The 16,030-nt window shown below is 68.6% G+C and carries 13 protein-coding genes and 1 pseudogene; 11 read left to right on the top strand and 3 right to left on the bottom strand.

Features of this window, described 5'->3' with window-relative positions:
• Window positions 1–48 precede the first annotated feature (48 nt).
• The 6 genes and pseudogenes from ID132_RS14320 to ID132_RS05025 all read left to right on the top strand — a co-directional run bounded on the left by ID132_RS14320 (window position 49) and on the right by ID132_RS05025 (window position 6,594).
• Window positions 49–1,014, top strand: coding sequence for an efflux RND transporter permease subunit (locus ID132_RS14320; RefSeq protein ID WP_268898494.1), 966 nt, complete (start codon window positions 49–51; stop codon window positions 1,012–1,014).
• Window positions 1,001–1,774, top strand: coding sequence for an efflux RND transporter permease subunit (locus ID132_RS14315; RefSeq protein ID WP_328743687.1), 774 nt, complete (start codon window positions 1,001–1,003; stop codon window positions 1,772–1,774). Before ID132_RS14320 ends, ID132_RS14315 begins: the two co-directional genes overlap by 14 nt.
• Window positions 1,775–1,812: 38 nt before the next feature.
• The gene (locus ID132_RS05030; protein WP_235988310.1) at window positions 1,813–3,234 is read left to right on the top strand and encodes a DEAD/DEAH box helicase; all 1,422 of its coding nucleotides are present in this window, start codon (window positions 1,813–1,815) and stop codon (window positions 3,232–3,234) included.
• A gap of 74 nt (window positions 3,235–3,308) precedes the next feature.
• Entirely contained in the window at window positions 3,309–3,959 is a 651-nt protein-coding gene (locus ID132_RS15495; RefSeq protein ID WP_328743686.1) for a lamin tail domain-containing protein, read from the top strand.
• Window positions 3,844–4,500 (top strand): annotated as a pseudogene (locus ID132_RS15490) (lamin tail domain-containing protein); the annotation flags it as partial. The gene ID132_RS15495 and the pseudogene ID132_RS15490, both read left to right, overlap by 116 nt.
• Entirely contained in the window at window positions 4,492–6,594 is a 2,103-nt protein-coding gene (locus ID132_RS05025; protein ID WP_459562444.1) for a lamin tail domain-containing protein, read from the top strand. The pseudogene ID132_RS15490 and the gene ID132_RS05025, both read left to right, overlap by 9 nt.
• A gap of 64 nt (window positions 6,595–6,658) precedes the next feature.
• Here the strand turns inward: ID132_RS05025 and ID132_RS05020 are convergent, their stop codons facing one another.
• Genes ID132_RS05020 through ID132_RS14700 form a run of 3 tightly spaced genes read right to left on the bottom strand, consistent with a single transcriptional unit; the run spans window position 6,659 to window position 9,620 of the window.
• Window positions 6,659–7,429: an energy-coupling factor transporter transmembrane component T family protein gene (locus tag ID132_RS05020; protein WP_193128014.1), complete on the bottom strand. Its 771-nt coding sequence runs from the start codon at window positions 7,427–7,429 to the stop codon at window positions 6,659–6,661.
• On the bottom strand, window positions 7,426–8,049 hold the full coding sequence (locus tag ID132_RS05015) for an energy-coupling factor ABC transporter ATP-binding protein (protein WP_193128013.1): 624 nt from the start codon (window positions 8,047–8,049) through the stop codon (window positions 7,426–7,428). The genes ID132_RS05020 and ID132_RS05015 overlap by 4 nt, the downstream gene beginning before the upstream one ends.
• Window positions 7,953–9,620 (bottom strand): ECF transporter S component, encoded by a 1,668-nt coding sequence (locus ID132_RS14700; protein ID WP_459562443.1) that lies wholly within the window; start codon window positions 9,618–9,620, stop codon window positions 7,953–7,955. The genes ID132_RS05015 and ID132_RS14700 overlap by 97 nt, the downstream gene beginning before the upstream one ends.
• A gap of 186 nt (window positions 9,621–9,806) precedes the next feature.
• On the opposite strand from ID132_RS14700, the gene ID132_RS05005 reads away from it, so the two are divergent.
• The 5 genes from ID132_RS05005 to ypfJ all read left to right on the top strand — a co-directional run bounded on the left by ID132_RS05005 (window position 9,807) and on the right by ypfJ (window position 15,568).
• Complete coding sequence (locus ID132_RS05005; protein WP_193128011.1) at window positions 9,807–10,202, top strand: response regulator; 396 nt, start codon at window positions 9,807–9,809, stop codon at window positions 10,200–10,202.
• 43 nt (window positions 10,203–10,245) lie between these two features.
• Window positions 10,246–11,142 (top strand): ABC transporter ATP-binding protein, encoded by an 897-nt coding sequence (locus ID132_RS05000; RefSeq protein ID WP_125108030.1) that lies wholly within the window; start codon window positions 10,246–10,248, stop codon window positions 11,140–11,142.
• A complete protein-coding gene (locus ID132_RS04995) occupies window positions 11,142–12,335 on the top strand; it encodes an ABC transporter permease (RefSeq protein WP_193128010.1) in 1,194 nt (397 codons plus the stop codon). Before ID132_RS05000 ends, ID132_RS04995 begins: the two co-directional genes overlap by 1 nt.
• 216 nt (window positions 12,336–12,551) lie before the next feature.
• Complete coding sequence (locus ID132_RS04990; RefSeq protein ID WP_193128009.1) at window positions 12,552–14,636, top strand: acyl-CoA dehydrogenase family protein; 2,085 nt, start codon at window positions 12,552–12,554, stop codon at window positions 14,634–14,636.
• Window positions 14,637–14,683: 47 nt separating this feature from the next.
• On the top strand, window positions 14,684–15,568 hold the full coding sequence (gene ypfJ, locus ID132_RS04985) for a KPN_02809 family neutral zinc metallopeptidase (RefSeq protein WP_125107606.1): 885 nt from the start codon (window positions 14,684–14,686) through the stop codon (window positions 15,566–15,568).
• Window positions 15,569–16,030: the final 462 nt, after the last annotated feature.

Raw genomic sequence — 16,030 nt, 5'->3', positions numbered from 1 at the left:
TGATCTNTCGTCGGCGACGTCACCGGCGAACTGTTTCGGCCATTCGGCTTGACGAGCGCGGTCGCGCTACTCGCTTCGCTGTTCGTCTCGCTCACGATCGTGCCCGTGCTCGCGTACTGGTTCATGGGCGGCTCGAAGGTGCGCGCGTCGGAGGTCGAGACGCACGGCGCGCACGCGGTGGATGCGGAGGCCGACGAGCCGCGCAACTGGCTGCAGAAGTTCTACGAGCCGCTGCTACGTCGCATCATCGTGCGCCCGGGCTGGGTGCTCGTCGGCGCCGTTGTCGTGCTCGCCGGCACGATCGCGCTCATTCCGCTCATGAAGACGAACTTCCTCGGCTCGGCCGGGCAGAACACCTTCCAGATGTCGCAGGAGGTCGGCGTCAACGCCTCGCTCGACGCGAAGACGGCGTACGCCGAGCGCCTCGAGAGCGTGCTTGACGACACCGAGGGCATCGACATCGTGCAGGTGAGCTACGGCGGCGGCGACCTCATCTCGATGTTCACGGGCGGCGGCTCGAACACCATCACCTGGTCGATCACGACCGACCCCGAGGCCGACGCCGACGCGATTCAGTCGCAGCTGCGCGACGAGGTCGAGGGCCGCGACGACCTCGGCGACGTTGAGATCGGTGCGAGCGCCGGCTTTAGCACCGACGTCACCGTTCGCGTCAGCGCGCCCGACGCCGACGCGCTGCGCGAGGCCGTCGATGCCGTAACTCCCGCGGTCGAGGGCGTCGAGGGAGTGCAGCAGGTGAACACCGGCATCGACGAGACCCGTCCGTTTATCGAGCTCAACATCGACCAGACCGCAGCGGCCGAGGCTGGCCTCAACGAGGTCGCGATCGGCGGGCAGGTGATGCAGGCGCTTCAGCCAGTGCCCGCTGGCTCGATCATGATCGACGGCAGCTCGCTGCAGGTCTACTTCGTCGGCGACGAGAAGCCGCCCGTGAGCGNTCGACGAGCTGCGCGAGCTCGACATCCAGACCGGCACCGGCGTCGTGCCGCTGAGTGATCTCGCCGACGTCGAGGTCACTGACGGCCCCGTGTCGATCACGGCCGAGTCGAGCACGCCCTACACCGACCTCACCATCGTGAGCGAGAGCGACGACCTCGGCGGCATGAGCAGCGCGATCACTGAGGCGATCGACGACATCGAGCTGCCGGGCGGCGCGACCGCCGAGCTCGGCGGCAGCGCGGCCGACCAGCAGCAGGCATTCCAGCAGCTCGGCCTCGCGATGCTCGCCGCGATTCTCGTGGTCTACATCGTCATGGTGGCGACGCTGAAGAGCCTGCTGCAGCCGCTGCTGCTGCTCGTGTCGGTGCCATTCGCCGCGACCGGCGCGATCCTGCTGCAGGTCGCGACAGGTCTGCCGCTCGGCGTGGCCTCGCTCATCGGCGTGCTGATGCTCATCGGCATCGTCGTGACGAACGCGATCGTGCTCATCGACCTCGTGAATCAGTTCAGGAACCGAGGCAACGACGTGCGAGAGGCGACCTTCGATGGCGCCACGCGCCGTGTGCGCCCGATCGTCATGACCGCGCTCGCCACGATCCTCGCCCTCACCCCGATGGCGCTCGGCATCACGGGCCACGGCGGCTTCATCTCGCAGCCGATGGCGGTGGTCGTGATCGGCGGCTTGCTCTCGTCGACGCTGCTCACACTCGTCGTGCTGCCCGCGCTTTACGTGCTCGTCGAGGGCCGCCGCGAGAAGCGCGCCAACCGCCGCGCCGAGCGCAACGAGCAGAAGCTGCAGGAGGCCGGTTTGGCGTAGCTCGCTAGGCTGGGGAGTCAGCAACCAGGAGGTGCCAGATGGCCCGCGGCTACAAGGCCCCCTCGAACTATGACCCGCGCAAGAAAAAGGGCGCGGGCAAGTTCAATAACAAGCGCTACCGGCCCGAGCCGTCCGCGCGCCCCGCGCCGACGCCGGCCGAGAAGGCTGAGCCGAAGCGCGAGGCGCCCGAGCGGCGCGCCCCGCGGCTCAAGACCGACGAGGTCTACGCGCCCCTGCCCGCCACGACCATCACGGCCGCCGAGGCTGAGGGTGTGACGTTTGCCGACCTCGGGCTTGGGCCGCGCATTATCCGCGAGCTCGCGAAGCAGGGCGCCGAGACGCCCTACCCGCTGCAGGTGGCGACGATTCCAGATGCGCTGGCCGGCCGCANCGTGCTCGGCCGCGGCCGCACGGGTTCGGGCAAGACCATCGCGTTTGGCGCTGCGCTCGTCGAGCGACTGTTCCTGCTGCGCGGCAAGCGCGGTCGGGTTGAGGGCCGCGCCCCGCAGGCGCTCGTGCTCGCGCCGACCCGCGAGCTCGCGCTGCAGATCGACCGCACCATTCAGCCCTTCGCCCGCGCGATCGGCTTCTTCACGACCCAGCTCTACGGTGGCGTGCCCGCGGCGCGTCAGCGCGAGGGCCTCAAGCGCGGCGTCGACATCGTCATTGGCACGCCGGGGCGCATCAATGACCTTGCCGACCGCGGCACCCTCGACCTCAGCCAGGTCGTCATCACGGTGCTCGACGAGGCCGACATCATGAGCGACATGGGCTTCATCGAGCAGGTCAACAGCATCCTGTTCCGCACCCGCCCCTCGGGCCAGCGGATGCTCTTCTCGGCCACGCTCGACAGCCAGGTGCGCGGCCTGGTCGAGCGCTACCTGCCGAACCCGGCCGTCTACGAGGTCGCCGACGACCGAGCGGCGATCGACCACCGCATCCTCACCGTGCGCCGCGACGACAAGGATGCGGTGGCGGCGCAGCTCGCCGGCTCGGGCGGCCGCGTGCTTGTGTTCGTGCGCACGAAGCTCGGCGCCGACCGGCTCGTTGAGGCCTTTGCCGAGCACGGCGTGACCTCGCTCGCGCTGCACGGCGACCTCACGCAGGAGGAGCGCACCGCGAACCTCGACAAGTTCCAGTCGGGCAAGGTCGACGTGCTCGTCGCGNCGACGTTGCCGCGCGCGGCATTCACGTCGACGACATTCGCCTCGTCGTGCAGTTCGACCCGCCGATCGGCCACAAGACCTACGTGCACCGCGCCGGTCGCACGGGCCGGGCAGAGGCGAGCGGCACCGTCATCACGCTCGTCACGCCGTCGCACCGCGACCGGATGCGCGCCATGCTCGAGGAGGCTGGCGTCGAGGCGCACGTGCAGCCCGCGTCGCCGGGTGGCCGCGAACTCGACGAATTTGCCCAGCTCTAACGCGCGCGCAGCGGCGGGTTTGCCTCGCGTTCACTGAGGCGACACCTGCCGCTTAGGTGGGCGGGATTGGGTAGCTGGGTTCCACCCCCGCCCCCTGCCCCAGGAGTATGTATGCGCGCTCGTCGCCCGCTTTCGCTGCTCGCTGCTGCGACGATCGGCTGCGCCGGCCTCATGGCCGCGCCCTCGATCGCCCTGGCTGCGCCGGTCGAAAACAACATTGTCATCAACGAAGTCGAGTCGAGCGGGGGCAACCCCGGCGACTGGATCGAGCTGTTCAACCCGGCCGACAGCGAGGTCGACCTCTCGGGCTACATCCTGCGCGACTCGGACGACGACCACACCTTCGTGATTCCTGCCGGCACCGTCGTCGCCGCGGGTGGCTACCTCGTGTTCGACGAGCTCAACGACGGCGCCGGTGACTTCGACTTCGGCCTCGGCGGCACCGACAGCGTGCGCCTGTTCGCGCCCGACGGCACGACCCTCGTCACCGAGCAGAGCTGGGACGGCCACGCCGAGGTGAGCTACGGCGTGAACGCCGCCGGCGACTTCNGCCGAGACCGCGGTGCCGACGAAGGGCGCCGCGAACAACTTCAGCGGCGTCGTCATCAACGAGGTCGTCTACGACGACGTCTCGGGCCGCGAAGACGCGATCGAGCTGTTCAACGCGGGCTCGGCCGCTGTCGACCTCGCCGGCTGGAGCGTGCACGACGACAAGGACCGCCCGGGCGAGGGCGACCTCAGCGGCAGCCTCGCGCCTGGTGAGTACCTCGTGCTCAACGCCGACGTCGNCTTCACCTTCGGCCTCGGCAAGGGCGACTCGGTCGTGCTCAAGGACGCCTCGGGCGCCGAGATCGACCGCCTCGACTACGAGAACACCGCCCCGCTCGCCGACTGGTCGCGCTGCGAAGACGGCACGGGCGCCTGGGCCCCCGGCACCGAGGTGACCCTCGGCGCCGCGAACAACTGNGAGCCCGTCGAGGTCGAGCCGACCCCGGCCGAGCTCATCCTCAACGAGATCGACTCGTCGCCCGCCGACTGGGTCGAGTTCACGAACCCCGGCGACGAGGCGCTCGACATCTCGGGCTACGAGATTCGCGACAACTCCGACGACCACCGCTGGCGCTTCCCCGCCGGCACCTCGATCGCGCCGGGCGAGTACCTCGTCGTCGACGCGGCGACCGAGGGTGAGTACTTCGACGACGCGACCGACACCTACGTGCNCGGCACGTTCGAGGCCGCCATTGGCATCGGCTCGGGCGACAGCATCCGCGTCTACGACGCCGCCGGTACGCTCATTCAGAACTACAGCTGGACGGAACACCCGGCCATCGACGGCGACGAGACCGCCGCGACGTGGTCGCGCTACCCGGATGCGACGGGCAACTTCGCGCTGAGCTACGCTACCCCGGGCGCCGCGAACGAGGGCGTCGCACCGAGCGTCGCGATCAACGAGATCGAGTCGAACGGCGACGTCACCGACTGGGCCGAGATCGTGAACACCGGCGACACCGCGATCGACATCTCGGGCTGGACGCTCATGGACAACGACCCGATCGGCCACGCGGCCGACGTCACCCCGCTGGCCGACGGCACGACGCTGCAGTCGGGCGAGTTCTTCGTCTTCGACGGCGGCGAGCNCTTCACCTTCGGCCTCGGCAATGGCGACACCGTGACGATCCGCGATGCGGCTGGCCAGACGGTCGCCGAGCACAGCTACGCCGAGCACGCGGATGGTGTGCTCGCGCGCTGCCCGGATGGCACCGGCGACTTCGTCGACGTCGCGGTGGCGACGAAGGACGAGGCGAACTCGTGCGGCAACCCGGTTGTGCTCAACGAGGTCGAGTCGTCTGACGCCGCGGGCGGCGACGACTGGATCGAGCTGTACAACCCGCTCGACGAGCCCCTCGACGTGTCGGGCCTCGGCGTGATGGACAGCAACGACCGCGACTCCACGATCGCCGCCGGCACTGTCATCGAGGCGAACGACTACCTCGTGCTCACCGAGAGCGACTTCGGCTTCGGCCTCGGCGGCAGCGACGAGGTGCGCATCGTCGACGGTGACACCGTCGTCGAGCAGACCGCGTGGACCGAGCACGCCGCCGAGACCTGGGGCCGCTGCCCCGACGCGACCGGCGACTACGGCGTCACGAGCGAGCCCACCCCGGGCGAGCGCAACAAGTGCGCCGGCATCCCCGACGTCATCGCCTGGCCCGGTAGCCAGGACGTGACGGTGCAGGACACCGACCCGACGTTCCTCGAGGACTCCTCGGGCCTCGACTTCGCTGACGGCGCGCTCTGGGCCGTCGACAACGGCACCGGCACCATCTGGAAGACCGACGCACAGGCCGACGGCACCGTGACGGTCGCGGATGGCTGGGCCGACGGCAAGCGCGTGCGCTACGCCAAGGACGCCGACAACCCCGACGCCGCGGGCCCCGACACCGAGGGCATCACGGTCGACGGTGACGGCCTGGTCTACGTCGCCTCCGAGCGCGACAACAGCGACAAGGGCGTGAACTACAACAGCGTGCTCGTCGTCGATCCGAACGAGGCCGGCCCCGACCTGATCGCGCAGAACGAGTGGGACCTCACCGCGCTGCTCCCGGCCGTGAACGCGAACGTGGGCATCGAGGCCGTCGAGTGGGTCTCGAACGACGCGCTGGGCGACCAGCTCGTCGGCGACGCCGGCGTCTACGACCCCGCGAACTACCCGAACGCGGTGGCCGACGGCGTATTCTTCGTCGCGCTCGAAGATAACGGCCACGTCTACGCCTTCGTCTTCAACGCCGACGGCTCGGCCGAGCTCGTTGCCGACCTCGACCCGCAGATCGGCGGCGCCATGGGCCTCGACTACGACGAGGCGCTCGGCGTGCTCTGGGTCGAGGCCGACGACGGCTACAACGGCCTCCTCGCGCAGCTCACGCTGAACGGCACCACCACGCCCGACGTCGTGCACATCGAGCGACCGACCGGCATGGAGAACCTGAACAACGAGGGCTTCGCCGTCTCGTCGATCGACTTCTGCGTCGACGGCCAGCGCCCCGTCTGGTGGTTCGCCGACGGCCTGCAGCCGGAGGCCCTGCGCTCGGGCATGCTCGACTGCGAGGTCGAGAACGGCGGCGGGGAGACCCCTGNGACCCCGACCCCGACCCCGACGCCGACTGGGCCGGAGGAGACTGAGCAGCCTGGTGCTTCGGAGACGCCGGTCGCTACGGAAACGCAGGATGGCTCCGGTTCGACTTCGGGTGCGGGTTCGACCAGCACTCCCGCAGCCGGTACCAACGGCCTCGCCACCACTGGCGTCGACGGCATCGTGCCGCTGCTCGCGCTGAGCGGCGTGCTGCTCGCGGCAAGCCTCGTGCTCATGCGCATCCGTCGTGGGAATCACGCGGAGTAGCGAGCGCTAACGAACAAGAAGGCGGGCGTCCGGATGGGGCGCCCGCCTTCTCGTTGCTCAGTAGCTAGGCAAGTCCAACGACGAAGCACGCGGCAAAGACGGCGAGCCCGACGACGAGAAACAGCCAGTCTGTCGCGACGATGCGCAGCGGGTGGCGCTCGGTGCGGGTGGCGGCGTAGCCGAAGCCGCGGGCATCCATGGCGAGTGCCACGCGGTCGGCGTGCCGCATCGAGGCGGCAAGCAGCGGCACGAGCGACGCGCGCTGCCGGCGAAACCAGCCGCCGAGCCCGCGCCCGAACACCATGCCGCGGGCGCGGTGCGCACGGCGAATGTTCTCGAGCTCGGTGCGGAACCGCGGCACGAAGCGGAACGCTGCGAGCCCCGCGTAACCGAAGCGATAGGGCACGTGCAGGTGCTGCACGAGCGCGCGCACGAAGTCGTCGCCCGAAGTCGACGAGCCGCTGAGCAGCGCGAGCGCGAATAAGGCGATGAGGCGCAGCGAGTTCGCAAGCCCGTGCTCCCACGTGCCGAGCGTGAACTGCCACTCGCCGAGCTGCGCGATCACGGGCGTGCCCTCGCCGAGCACGGGGTTCACCCAGACGCCGAGGGTGATCGAGAGAATGAACGCGAGCACGGGCAGGCCGACCACGAGCGCNATGCGCTGGCGCCAGCGCATCCGTGAGCCGACGAGCACCGTGCCGAGCGCCACCACCCCGACGAGTGCCGGCACGTGCCAGCCGTCGACAAAGAACAGCGCGACCATGGGCACGAGCGCGACTACGAACTTGCTGAGCGGGTGGATGCGGTGCAGGAACGGCTGCCGCTCGGCGGTCATCGCCACACCTCGCGCCCGGGCACCTCGCGCATGCGCGTGATCGCGCCGTGCGGGCCCGCGATACCGCGGAATGCCGCAGCGACCGGCGGCAGCCCGAGACCGACGCGCTCGAGCACGCCCGAGGCGATGACGTCGTGCGTTGCGCCGTCGGCGACGAGCCGCGCGTCGTCGAGCACGAGCACCCGGTCGGCCTCCTCGGCTGCGAGTTGCAGATCGTGCGTCGCGATGAGCACCGTGGTGCCCCCGGCGACAAGCTCGCGCAGCATGCCGACAAGTTCGGCGGCGCGCGCCTCGTCCTGCCCGAACGTCGGCTCGTCGAGCACGAGGGTGCTCGCGCCCGACACGAGCGCCGTCGCGACCGAGAGCCGGCGCTTCTGCCCGCCCGAGAGCACGAACGGATGCTGCTCTGCGTGCGCCGTGAGGTCGAAGCGCTCGAGGGATGCGCGAACCCGCGCCTCAACCTCGGCCTCGTCGAGCCCGCGGCTGCGCAGCTCGAGCGCGAGCTCGTCCCAAACCCGCCCCGTCAGAAACTGCTGTTCGGGGTTCTGGAAGACGATGCCGATGCGGTCGCGCAGCTCGCGCTCGGGCAGCCGAGTGAGGTCGTCGCCGCCGACGAACACGTGCCCGCGGCCCGGGGGAGTGATGCCCGTGAGCGCGTGCNCGACTTGCCGGCGCCGTTCGGCCCAACGAGCGCGGTGAAGGATGCGGCGGGCAGCGAGAACGACAGCTGGCCGAAGAGCCCGCGGGCGCCGATGGCTTCGGGAGCGTCGGCGGGGGCCGGTGACGGGCGCTCGGCAACCTCGGGCAGCGCGGACGTGACCGTGAGTGTGCGGCGAAGCTCGTCGATCGTCAGCGGCAGCTCGTCGAAGTGCACGCCCGCGCCCCAGAGTCGCGCGCCGATCTGCGTCGCGACGGGCAGCCAGACGCCGAGCTCGGCGAGCACGTGGGCGTGGTCGACGAGCACCTCGCGCGGCGAGCCCGTGACGGCGACGCGCCCCTCGTGGTCAAGCACGAGCACCCGGGTGGCGATGCGCAGCGCCTGATCGAGGTTGTGCTCGACGAGCACGATGCCGACGTCACCGCGCGCGAGCAACTCACCGAGCACGTCGTAGACTTCGGCGGCCGAGCGCGGGTCGAGGTTCGCGGTGGGCTCATCGAGCACGATGCAGGGCGAGCCCTGCGCGATTGCCGCGGCGATCGCGAGCCGCTGGCGCCCGCCGCCCGAGAGCACCTCGGGGGCGTCGTCGCGGCGATCCCAGAGGCGCACGGCCCGCAGGGCGGCCTCGACGCGGCGCTCGATCTCGTCGACGGGCACGCAGAGATTCTCGGGCCCGAAGGCGACCTCGTCATAGACGGTGCCCGCGACGATCTGCGCGTCGGCATCCTGAAACACCATCGCGATGTGCGCGCTCGCGTCGGCGAGCCGCAACTCGACGAGGTCGCGACCGCCAAGCTCGACGCGACCCGACACATCCGCCCACACGCTCTTCGGCACGAGGCCGTTCAGCGCGAGCGCGAGCGTTGACTTGCCGCTGCCCGAGGGGCCGAGCACGAGCAGCGCCTCGCCCGTGGCGACCTCGAAGTTCACGCTGGCCGGCGTGGGCCGCGCGGCGTCGCGGTGAGTGACGGAGAGCTGGTCGCAACGCAGCAGCGGGGCGGTCACCGCTGTCGGCGCTCGTCCTGCTGCAGNGCCGCGCGCGACGCCGGCGCGGTCGAGCGCGCCCGCGAGCCAGACGCCGATCATCGTGAACACGAGCGGCGAGATGAGGAAGCAGCCGACGATGAGGATCGTGCCGGCTGTGCCGTAGTCCTCGCCGCCGAGGATGCCGAAGGCCGCGCCCGCCGTGATACCCGCGCTGAGCACGCCGCTCACCACGAAGAGCCACGGCCGCCAGATGCGGTAGCGGGTGACGAGGAACGGGATCTCCTGCACCACGCCGATCATGAGGCTCGTGAGGAACGCCATGAAGAAGATGGGCTGGAACGGGCTCGCGACGAGACCCGAGAGCGCCGTTGTGAGCAGCGCGATGCCGGGCCGGTGGAACAGCGACTGGGCGAGCGCCCCAGGCAAGAAATAGAGGCCCATCGTGAGGCCGTAGACGAACGGCACCGTGTTCACCGTGATGAGCCCAAGCCAGGCATGGGCGGTGAATAGGACACCGCCGGCGACGCCAATGGCGGCGCACGTCATGAGCAGACGCGTACTGATGTTCTTCATGGGGCACCTCTTCAAGTAATTCTAAGGGTCGCCTGACCTGATGGGCGTGGGGAACAGGAATACACACCTGTAATTTGCCGCGGCTCAAGGTGCGCGTTACCGGGGGTAGGTACCGTTCGGGCAAAGCAACCGCGCTCCGGCGCCGAAGGGGAGGTGGCTATGTCGTCGACAAGCGTCGTCGTGGTGGAGCCGCACCTGTTGGTTCGTGCTGGCTTTTCGCTCATTCTTGATGCCCCGGCCGACATCGATGTCGTGGGGCAGGGCGAAACCGTTGACGACCTCATGCGGCTGGCTAACGAACAGCGACCCGACGTGGTGTGCGTCGCCGCGAAGTTCGCCGATGGCACGACCATGATGGATGCGCTGGAGGCACTCACGCGCGTCGAGAGCTACCGGCCCGTGGTGCTGCTGCTCACCGGCAAGCACGACGCCGACATCGTCGACGTGGCGACGAGCCGCGGGGTCGCCGCGGCGATCTCGAAGTTCGCGACGCCGGAGGACATCGTCGACGCCGTCCGTACCGCCGCCCAGGGGGCTGTTACACGACTTCCGTAGCTTCGAGTACGACCTTTCCGCAGTCGAATCTTGGGGGAGCATGATGCTCGAAGTCCAACACGTAAGTCATTGGTACGGCGATCGGCAGGTGCTCAAGGACGTCAGTTTCTCGGTGTCCGACGGCCATCTGACGGGCTTTGTTGGCGCGAACGGCGCAGGTAAGACCACGACGATGCGCACCATCCTCGGGCTACTCAAGCCCCGCGAGGGTCGCGTGCTGCTCGACGGCAAGCCGATCAACGACGCCGATCGGGCGCGCTTCGGCTACATGCCCGAGGAGCGTGGCCTGTATCCGAAGATGAAGGTACGCGAGCAGATCGTCTATTTCGCCCGCCTCCACGGCGTTGGTCAGGGCGCCGCGAAGCGTCGCGCCGACGAGTTGCTGGAGCGGCTCAACCTGCACGAGCGCGCGAACGACAACGTCGAGTCGCTCTCGCTCGGCAATCAGCAGCGCGCGCAGGTGTGCGTCGCGCTCGTGCACTCGCCCGAGTTCCTCATGCTCGACGAGCCGTTCTCGGGCCTCGACCCGGTCGCGGTCGATGCGGTGCTCACGGTGCTGCAGGAGGAGGCCGCGAACGGCGTGCCCGTGCTGTTCTCCTCGCACCAGCTCGACGTGGTCGAGCGACTCAGCGACGAGCTCGTGATTATTTCCGAGGGCGAGATCAAGGCGACCGGCTCGCGGCGCCAGTTGCAGGAGCAGCACTCGCAGGGCCTCTACCGCATCGACGTCGACGACGTCACGTGGCTGGCCGCGCATCCCGACGTCGAACTCGTCGACGCGCTCGGCGAGGGCCAGGTCATTCGCATCCTCGCCGCCGATGAACAGGCCGCCGCGACCCGGGCGCAGGAGCTGCTGCGCGAGGGCGTTCAGCGAGGCGAAGTGCGCCGCTTCCAGCGCGAACTCACCCGACTCACTCAGATCTTCCGGGAGGTGCGCTAATGACGCAGCAGAACACATCCCCACGCACCATCAGTGTCATGGAGGGCGTGCGCCTCGTCGCCGGTCGCGAGATCTCGACCGCCGTGCGCGCGAAGGCCATGTGGTGGGGCCTTGCTTCGATCGTGGCGATCATCGCGGTCGTGCTGCTCGGCGGCCGGTTCCTCGGCGACGTCATGTCGGCGATTGCCGGAGGCAACGGCGAAGACCAGCAGATCGGCACGACCCTGCCCGAGTCGGCGCTGCCCGCCGATGCGATCGCGGGCGACCTCGTGCGCATCGACACGGTCGATGACGCCGTCGCCCAGCTCGAGTCGGGCGAGCTGGATGCGCTGGTGCTGTCGGGTGCCGACGCGGAGGGCCTCGAGCTGCACGCGGAGGACGGCAAGGTCATTTCGCCCGAGACCGTTGCGAACACCCCGAGCTACGTCGTCGTTGGCAACGACTCAGTGCCCGACTCGCTCGCGCAGAGCCTCACACTGTCGCCGCTCACTGGCTCGCTCGAGTTCGACCAGCAGCAGATTCCGCAGTTCATGATGATGTTCGTCGCCCTCGGTTATGGCCTCGTATTCTTCCTCGCGATCATGCTCTACGCGCAGCGGCTCTCGCAGTCGATCGTCGAAGAGAAGGCCTCGCGCATCGTCGAGCTGCTCGTGTCGACCGTGAAGCCGGGCACGATTCTCGCCGGCAAGATCGTCGGCGGCACCGTGCTCGCGATGGTGCAGGTCATCGTCATCGTCGCGGCCGCGCTCGTCTGCCTCGCGGTCGCCGGCCAACTGGGGCAGGTGCCCGACATCGGTGTCTCGCTCGTCTGGTTCGCGGTACTCACGCTGCTCGGCTTCATGTTCTACGCGAGCATGTACGCCGCGCTCTCGGCGACCGTGTCGCGCCCCGAGGACGTCGCGAGCGTCACCGCGCCGCTCACCTACCTGCTCATGATTCCGTATATCGGGCCAATCCTCGGGTTCCAGAACGACACCCTCATGACCTGGCTGTCATACATTCCCGTGTCGTCGCCGGTGGCGATGCCGCTGCGCATTCTGCAAGGCAACGCCGCGTGGTGGGAGCCGCTCGCGGCCACCGCCGTCATGGTGGTGTTCGTCGTCGTCGTGATCTGGCTCGCGGGGCGCATCTACCGCAATTCGGTGCTGCGCACCGGCAAGCGGGTGAAGCTCGCCGACGCCCTGCGCTCGTAGCCTGACCGGGTGCATCCTTGTGCGTGAGCGAACAGGATGCACCCTCAGGTTTGTGGGGTTGCGCCAAGTCAGGCGCGGGGTCGCGTCGCCCCATTGTGTCGAGGGCGCAGGCCGCGGGCGGTCGCTTCCGGCGCTGTCTTAGCGTGGGGAACACGTGCGCTGTTGCACTGTCGCGACAGCCACTTGCATCCCGCAGCGGCAGAGAAAAGGTGACACATGACTGACCAGCACCTCGAAGATCTTGACCACGACCTCGAGGTCGCAACCGGAACATCCGGCATCGACCGCGAAGCGATTTTCACCGCCATCATGGGCACCTGGCCCGAGCAGCGTGCGCTCGGTCGCAAGGTGTCGGCGACCCCAGACTTCTGGCGCGACGACAGCCTGAGCATGGCGGAACACCGCGAGCGTGTGCTCGAGCAGTCGCACAAGCTCGTCGCCTTTGGCACCCCGAAGCTCGCGTTTCCCGAGAGCGTCGGCGGTGGCAACAACCACGGCGGCAACCTGGCGGCGTTCGAGCAGCTCACCCTCGCCGACCCGTCGCTGCAGATCAAGACCGGCGTGCAGTTCGGTCTGTTCGGCTCGGCGATCATGCACCTCGGCACCGAGGTGCACCACAAGCGTTGGCTGCCCGACGTCATCGAGATGCGCATTCCCGGTGCGTTCGCCATGACCGAGTCGGGACACGGCTCGAATGTCGCCGGCCTCGACACCACCGCCACGTACGACGAGGCGACCCAGGAGTGGGTCATCAACACCCCATTCCGCAACGCGTGGAAGGACTACCTCGGCAACGCTGCGAAGCACGGCATCGCCGCGGTCGTGTTCGCGCAGCTCATCACGAAGGGCGTCAACCACGGCGTGCACGCGTTCTACGTGCCGATTCGCGACGACGCGGGCGAGTTCCTGCCTGGCGTCGGCGGCGACGACGACGCCGAGAAGGGTGGCCTCAACGGCATCGACAACGGCCGCCTGCACTTCGACCATGTGCGGATTCCCCGCGACTACCTGCTCAACCGCTACGGCAACGTCGACGAGGAGGGCAACTACACCTCGCCGATCGAGTCGCCCGGTCGCCGCTTCTTCGTCATGACCGGCACGCTCGTGCAGGGCCGCGTCTCGCTCGACGGCGCCTCGACCATCGCGCAGCAGGCTGCGCTGCAGATTGCCGTGACCTACGCGAACCAGCGCCGACAGTTCGACAACACGAAGTCGGGCCGCGAGACCGTGCTGCTCGACTACGGTCGCCACCAGCGCCGCCTGATTCCCCGTATCGCTACCGCGTTCGCCGCCACCTTCGCGCACGACGAACTGCTGCGCGAGTTCGACGCCGTGTTCTCGGGCAAGGGCGACACTCCCGAGCGTCGCGCCGACCTCGAGACGCTCGCCGCCGCGCTGAAGCCGCTGTCGACCTGGCAGGCGATGGACACGTTGCAGGACACCCGTGAGGCCTGCGGTGGCGCCGGCTTCCTCATGGAGAACCGCATCGTCGGCTTGCACCACGACTTCGACGTCTACACGACGTTCGAGGGCGACAACACGGTGCTGCACCAGCTCGTTGGCAAGCGCCTGCTCGACGACTTCGCCGCAAAGTTCAAGGGCGTGGATGCGCGCGGCCAGGCACGCATCGTCGCCACGCAGTTCGCCGGCAAGGCGTTCCGCGAGATCGGCCTTGCCCGCCTCGGCGGCAACGTCGGCGACCTCGGTCAGTCGGCGCGTTCAGTGGGCTGGCTGCGCGAGCCCGAGAACCAGCGAGGCCTGCTCGAGGCGCGAGTTGAAGAGGCGATCGCCGAGATCGGTATGGAGATCGGCAAGGTCGCGAAGGCCTCGGCTGAAGAGCAGAACGCCGTGTTCAACGCGAACCAGAGCAAGCTCATCGACGCGGCTCGCGCCTACGCCGAGCTCACGCAGTGGGATGCGTTCACCCGCAAGCTGTCGGACTTTGCGGAGGGCTCGGAGACGCAGCGCGTCATGACCTGGCTGCGCGACCTCTTCGGCCTTCGCCTCATCGAGCGCGACCTGCAGTGGTACCTGCTCGCCGGTCGTCTCACCGCGAAGCGTGCACGCCTCGTCACCTCGTACATCGACCGCCTCATCGTGCGCCTGCGCCCGCTCGCGCAGGACCTCGTGAGCTCGTTCGGCTACACCGACGCGCAGCTGCGCGCGAAGATCATCGAGGATGACCGCGAGGAGAAGCGCCAGGAAGAGGCGAACGCCTACTACGAGCAGCTTCGCGCCTCGGGCGAGGAGCCGAAGGATGAGCGCGACATTTACCGCATGAAGCGAGGCTCGCGCCGCTAGCCTCGTGAGTGGTCGCCTGCCTCGCGTGGGCGGGTTACTGTAGCGACATGACGTTCAACGAGAACTCAAATCTCGATTCTGGCAATGTTCGCAAGCGTCGAGGGGGCACCACCGCTGCCGTGGGTGGCGGTGGTGTCGTCGTGCTTATACTCGGGCTGCTGTCGACGCAGCTGTTCGGTGTTGACCTGACGCAGTTCTTCGGCGGGGCCGGCACCGAGCAGCAGCAGTCGGCCAGTGACGAAGACCTCGTCTGCACCGGCGCCGAGGCGAATGCGCAGCGAGACTGCCGCGTTGAGGGCGCTGCCGTGACGCTCGAGGCGTACTGGGCCGACGCATCCTCGGAGGTCGGCATTCGCGACTACGTCGACCCGACCGTGATTCTCTACGAGGGGCAGACCTCGTCGTCGTGCGGCACCGCGTCGAACGCCGTTGGGCCGTTCTACTGCCCGACCGACCAGTCCATCTATATGGACACCTCGTTCTTTGACATCCTCACCGAGCAGTTCGGTGCCTCGGGCGGACCGCTGTCGGAGATGTACGTGCTCGCGCACGAGTGGGGCCACCACATCCAGAACCTAGCCGGTGCCCTCACCGCCGACCGCCAGCGCGACACCGGCGACAACGGTGGCCAGGTGCGCATCGAGTTGCAGGCCGACTGCTACGCCGGCGCCTGGATGGGCGAGGCCGCCTCGCAGACCGACGCCGACGGCAATGCGATCCTCGAGGCACCGACGCGTGCCGAGATTGAGACCACCATTTCGGCCGCCGAGGCGATCGGTGACGACCACATCATGGAGCAGCAGGGCATGGAAGTTCAGCCCGAGGCGTTCACCCACGGCACGAGCGAACAGCGCGTGAATTGGCTGATCACGGGCTACGAGCAGGGTGTTGGCTCGTGCGATACGTTTAGCGTGCCCGATAGCAAGCTCTAGGAATCTATGACGTTTTCTCTTCTGCTCGCGTTGCAAGTTGTTGCCGTTGTTGTTGCCGTAGCTGTCACCATCGGTNGCGTCGCGCTCATCGTCATCGGCGCCGCTCGACTCGCTCGGAAGCCCGCGCCGCCGCGCGCCCAGGAGCCCGGATACTCGGAGGCCGTTGACTACGAAGGCCCCGAGCAGGTGCCCGCCGGCTTCGAGGATTCGCCGCGCTGGTTGGATGCGGATGTCACCTCCGACTCGCCGGGCGCCTCCTCGCACGTCGCGCGCTATTCGAATGCCGACCTGCACGCCGTTCGCCGCAGTGGCATCGCCTTCCTTGCTGGCGGCATTGTGTTGTTCCTCGTCGGTCTGGTCTTCGTGACGCAGACCTGGACCGCGCTGGCCTGAGCTAACGCCTGACGCCGAGGCGAAGCACTGGCGCCGGCAATTGGCAGCGTCCTCCCTCGCTAGAAGGGA

Source organism: Gulosibacter sediminis (assembly GCF_014904065.1).
GTDB classification, from domain to species: domain Bacteria; phylum Actinomycetota; class Actinomycetes; order Actinomycetales; family Microbacteriaceae; genus Gulosibacter; species Gulosibacter sediminis.
The sequence above is the reverse complement of the archived record's forward strand: the minus strand, read 5'-3'. Positions and strand labels throughout refer to the sequence as shown.

What these genes read in the sequence shown, in the direction of transcription:
- ID132_RS04995 (WP_193128010.1), top strand. Translation starts at nt 11,142, where the DNA reads ATGACGCAGCAGAACACATCCCCACGCACCATCAGTGTCATGGAGGGC.
- ID132_RS05005 (WP_193128011.1), top strand. Translation starts at nt 9,807, where the DNA reads ATGTCGTCGACAAGCGTCGTCGTGGTGGAGCCGCACCTGTTGGTTCGT.
- ID132_RS04990 (WP_193128009.1), top strand. Translation starts at nt 12,552, where the DNA reads ATGACTGACCAGCACCTCGAAGATCTTGACCACGACCTCGAGGTCGCA.
- ID132_RS05000 (WP_125108030.1), top strand. Translation starts at nt 10,246, where the DNA reads ATGCTCGAAGTCCAACACGTAAGTCATTGGTACGGCGATCGGCAGGTG.
- ypfJ (WP_125107606.1), top strand. Translation starts at nt 14,684, where the DNA reads ATGACGTTCAACGAGAACTCAAATCTCGATTCTGGCAATGTTCGCAAG.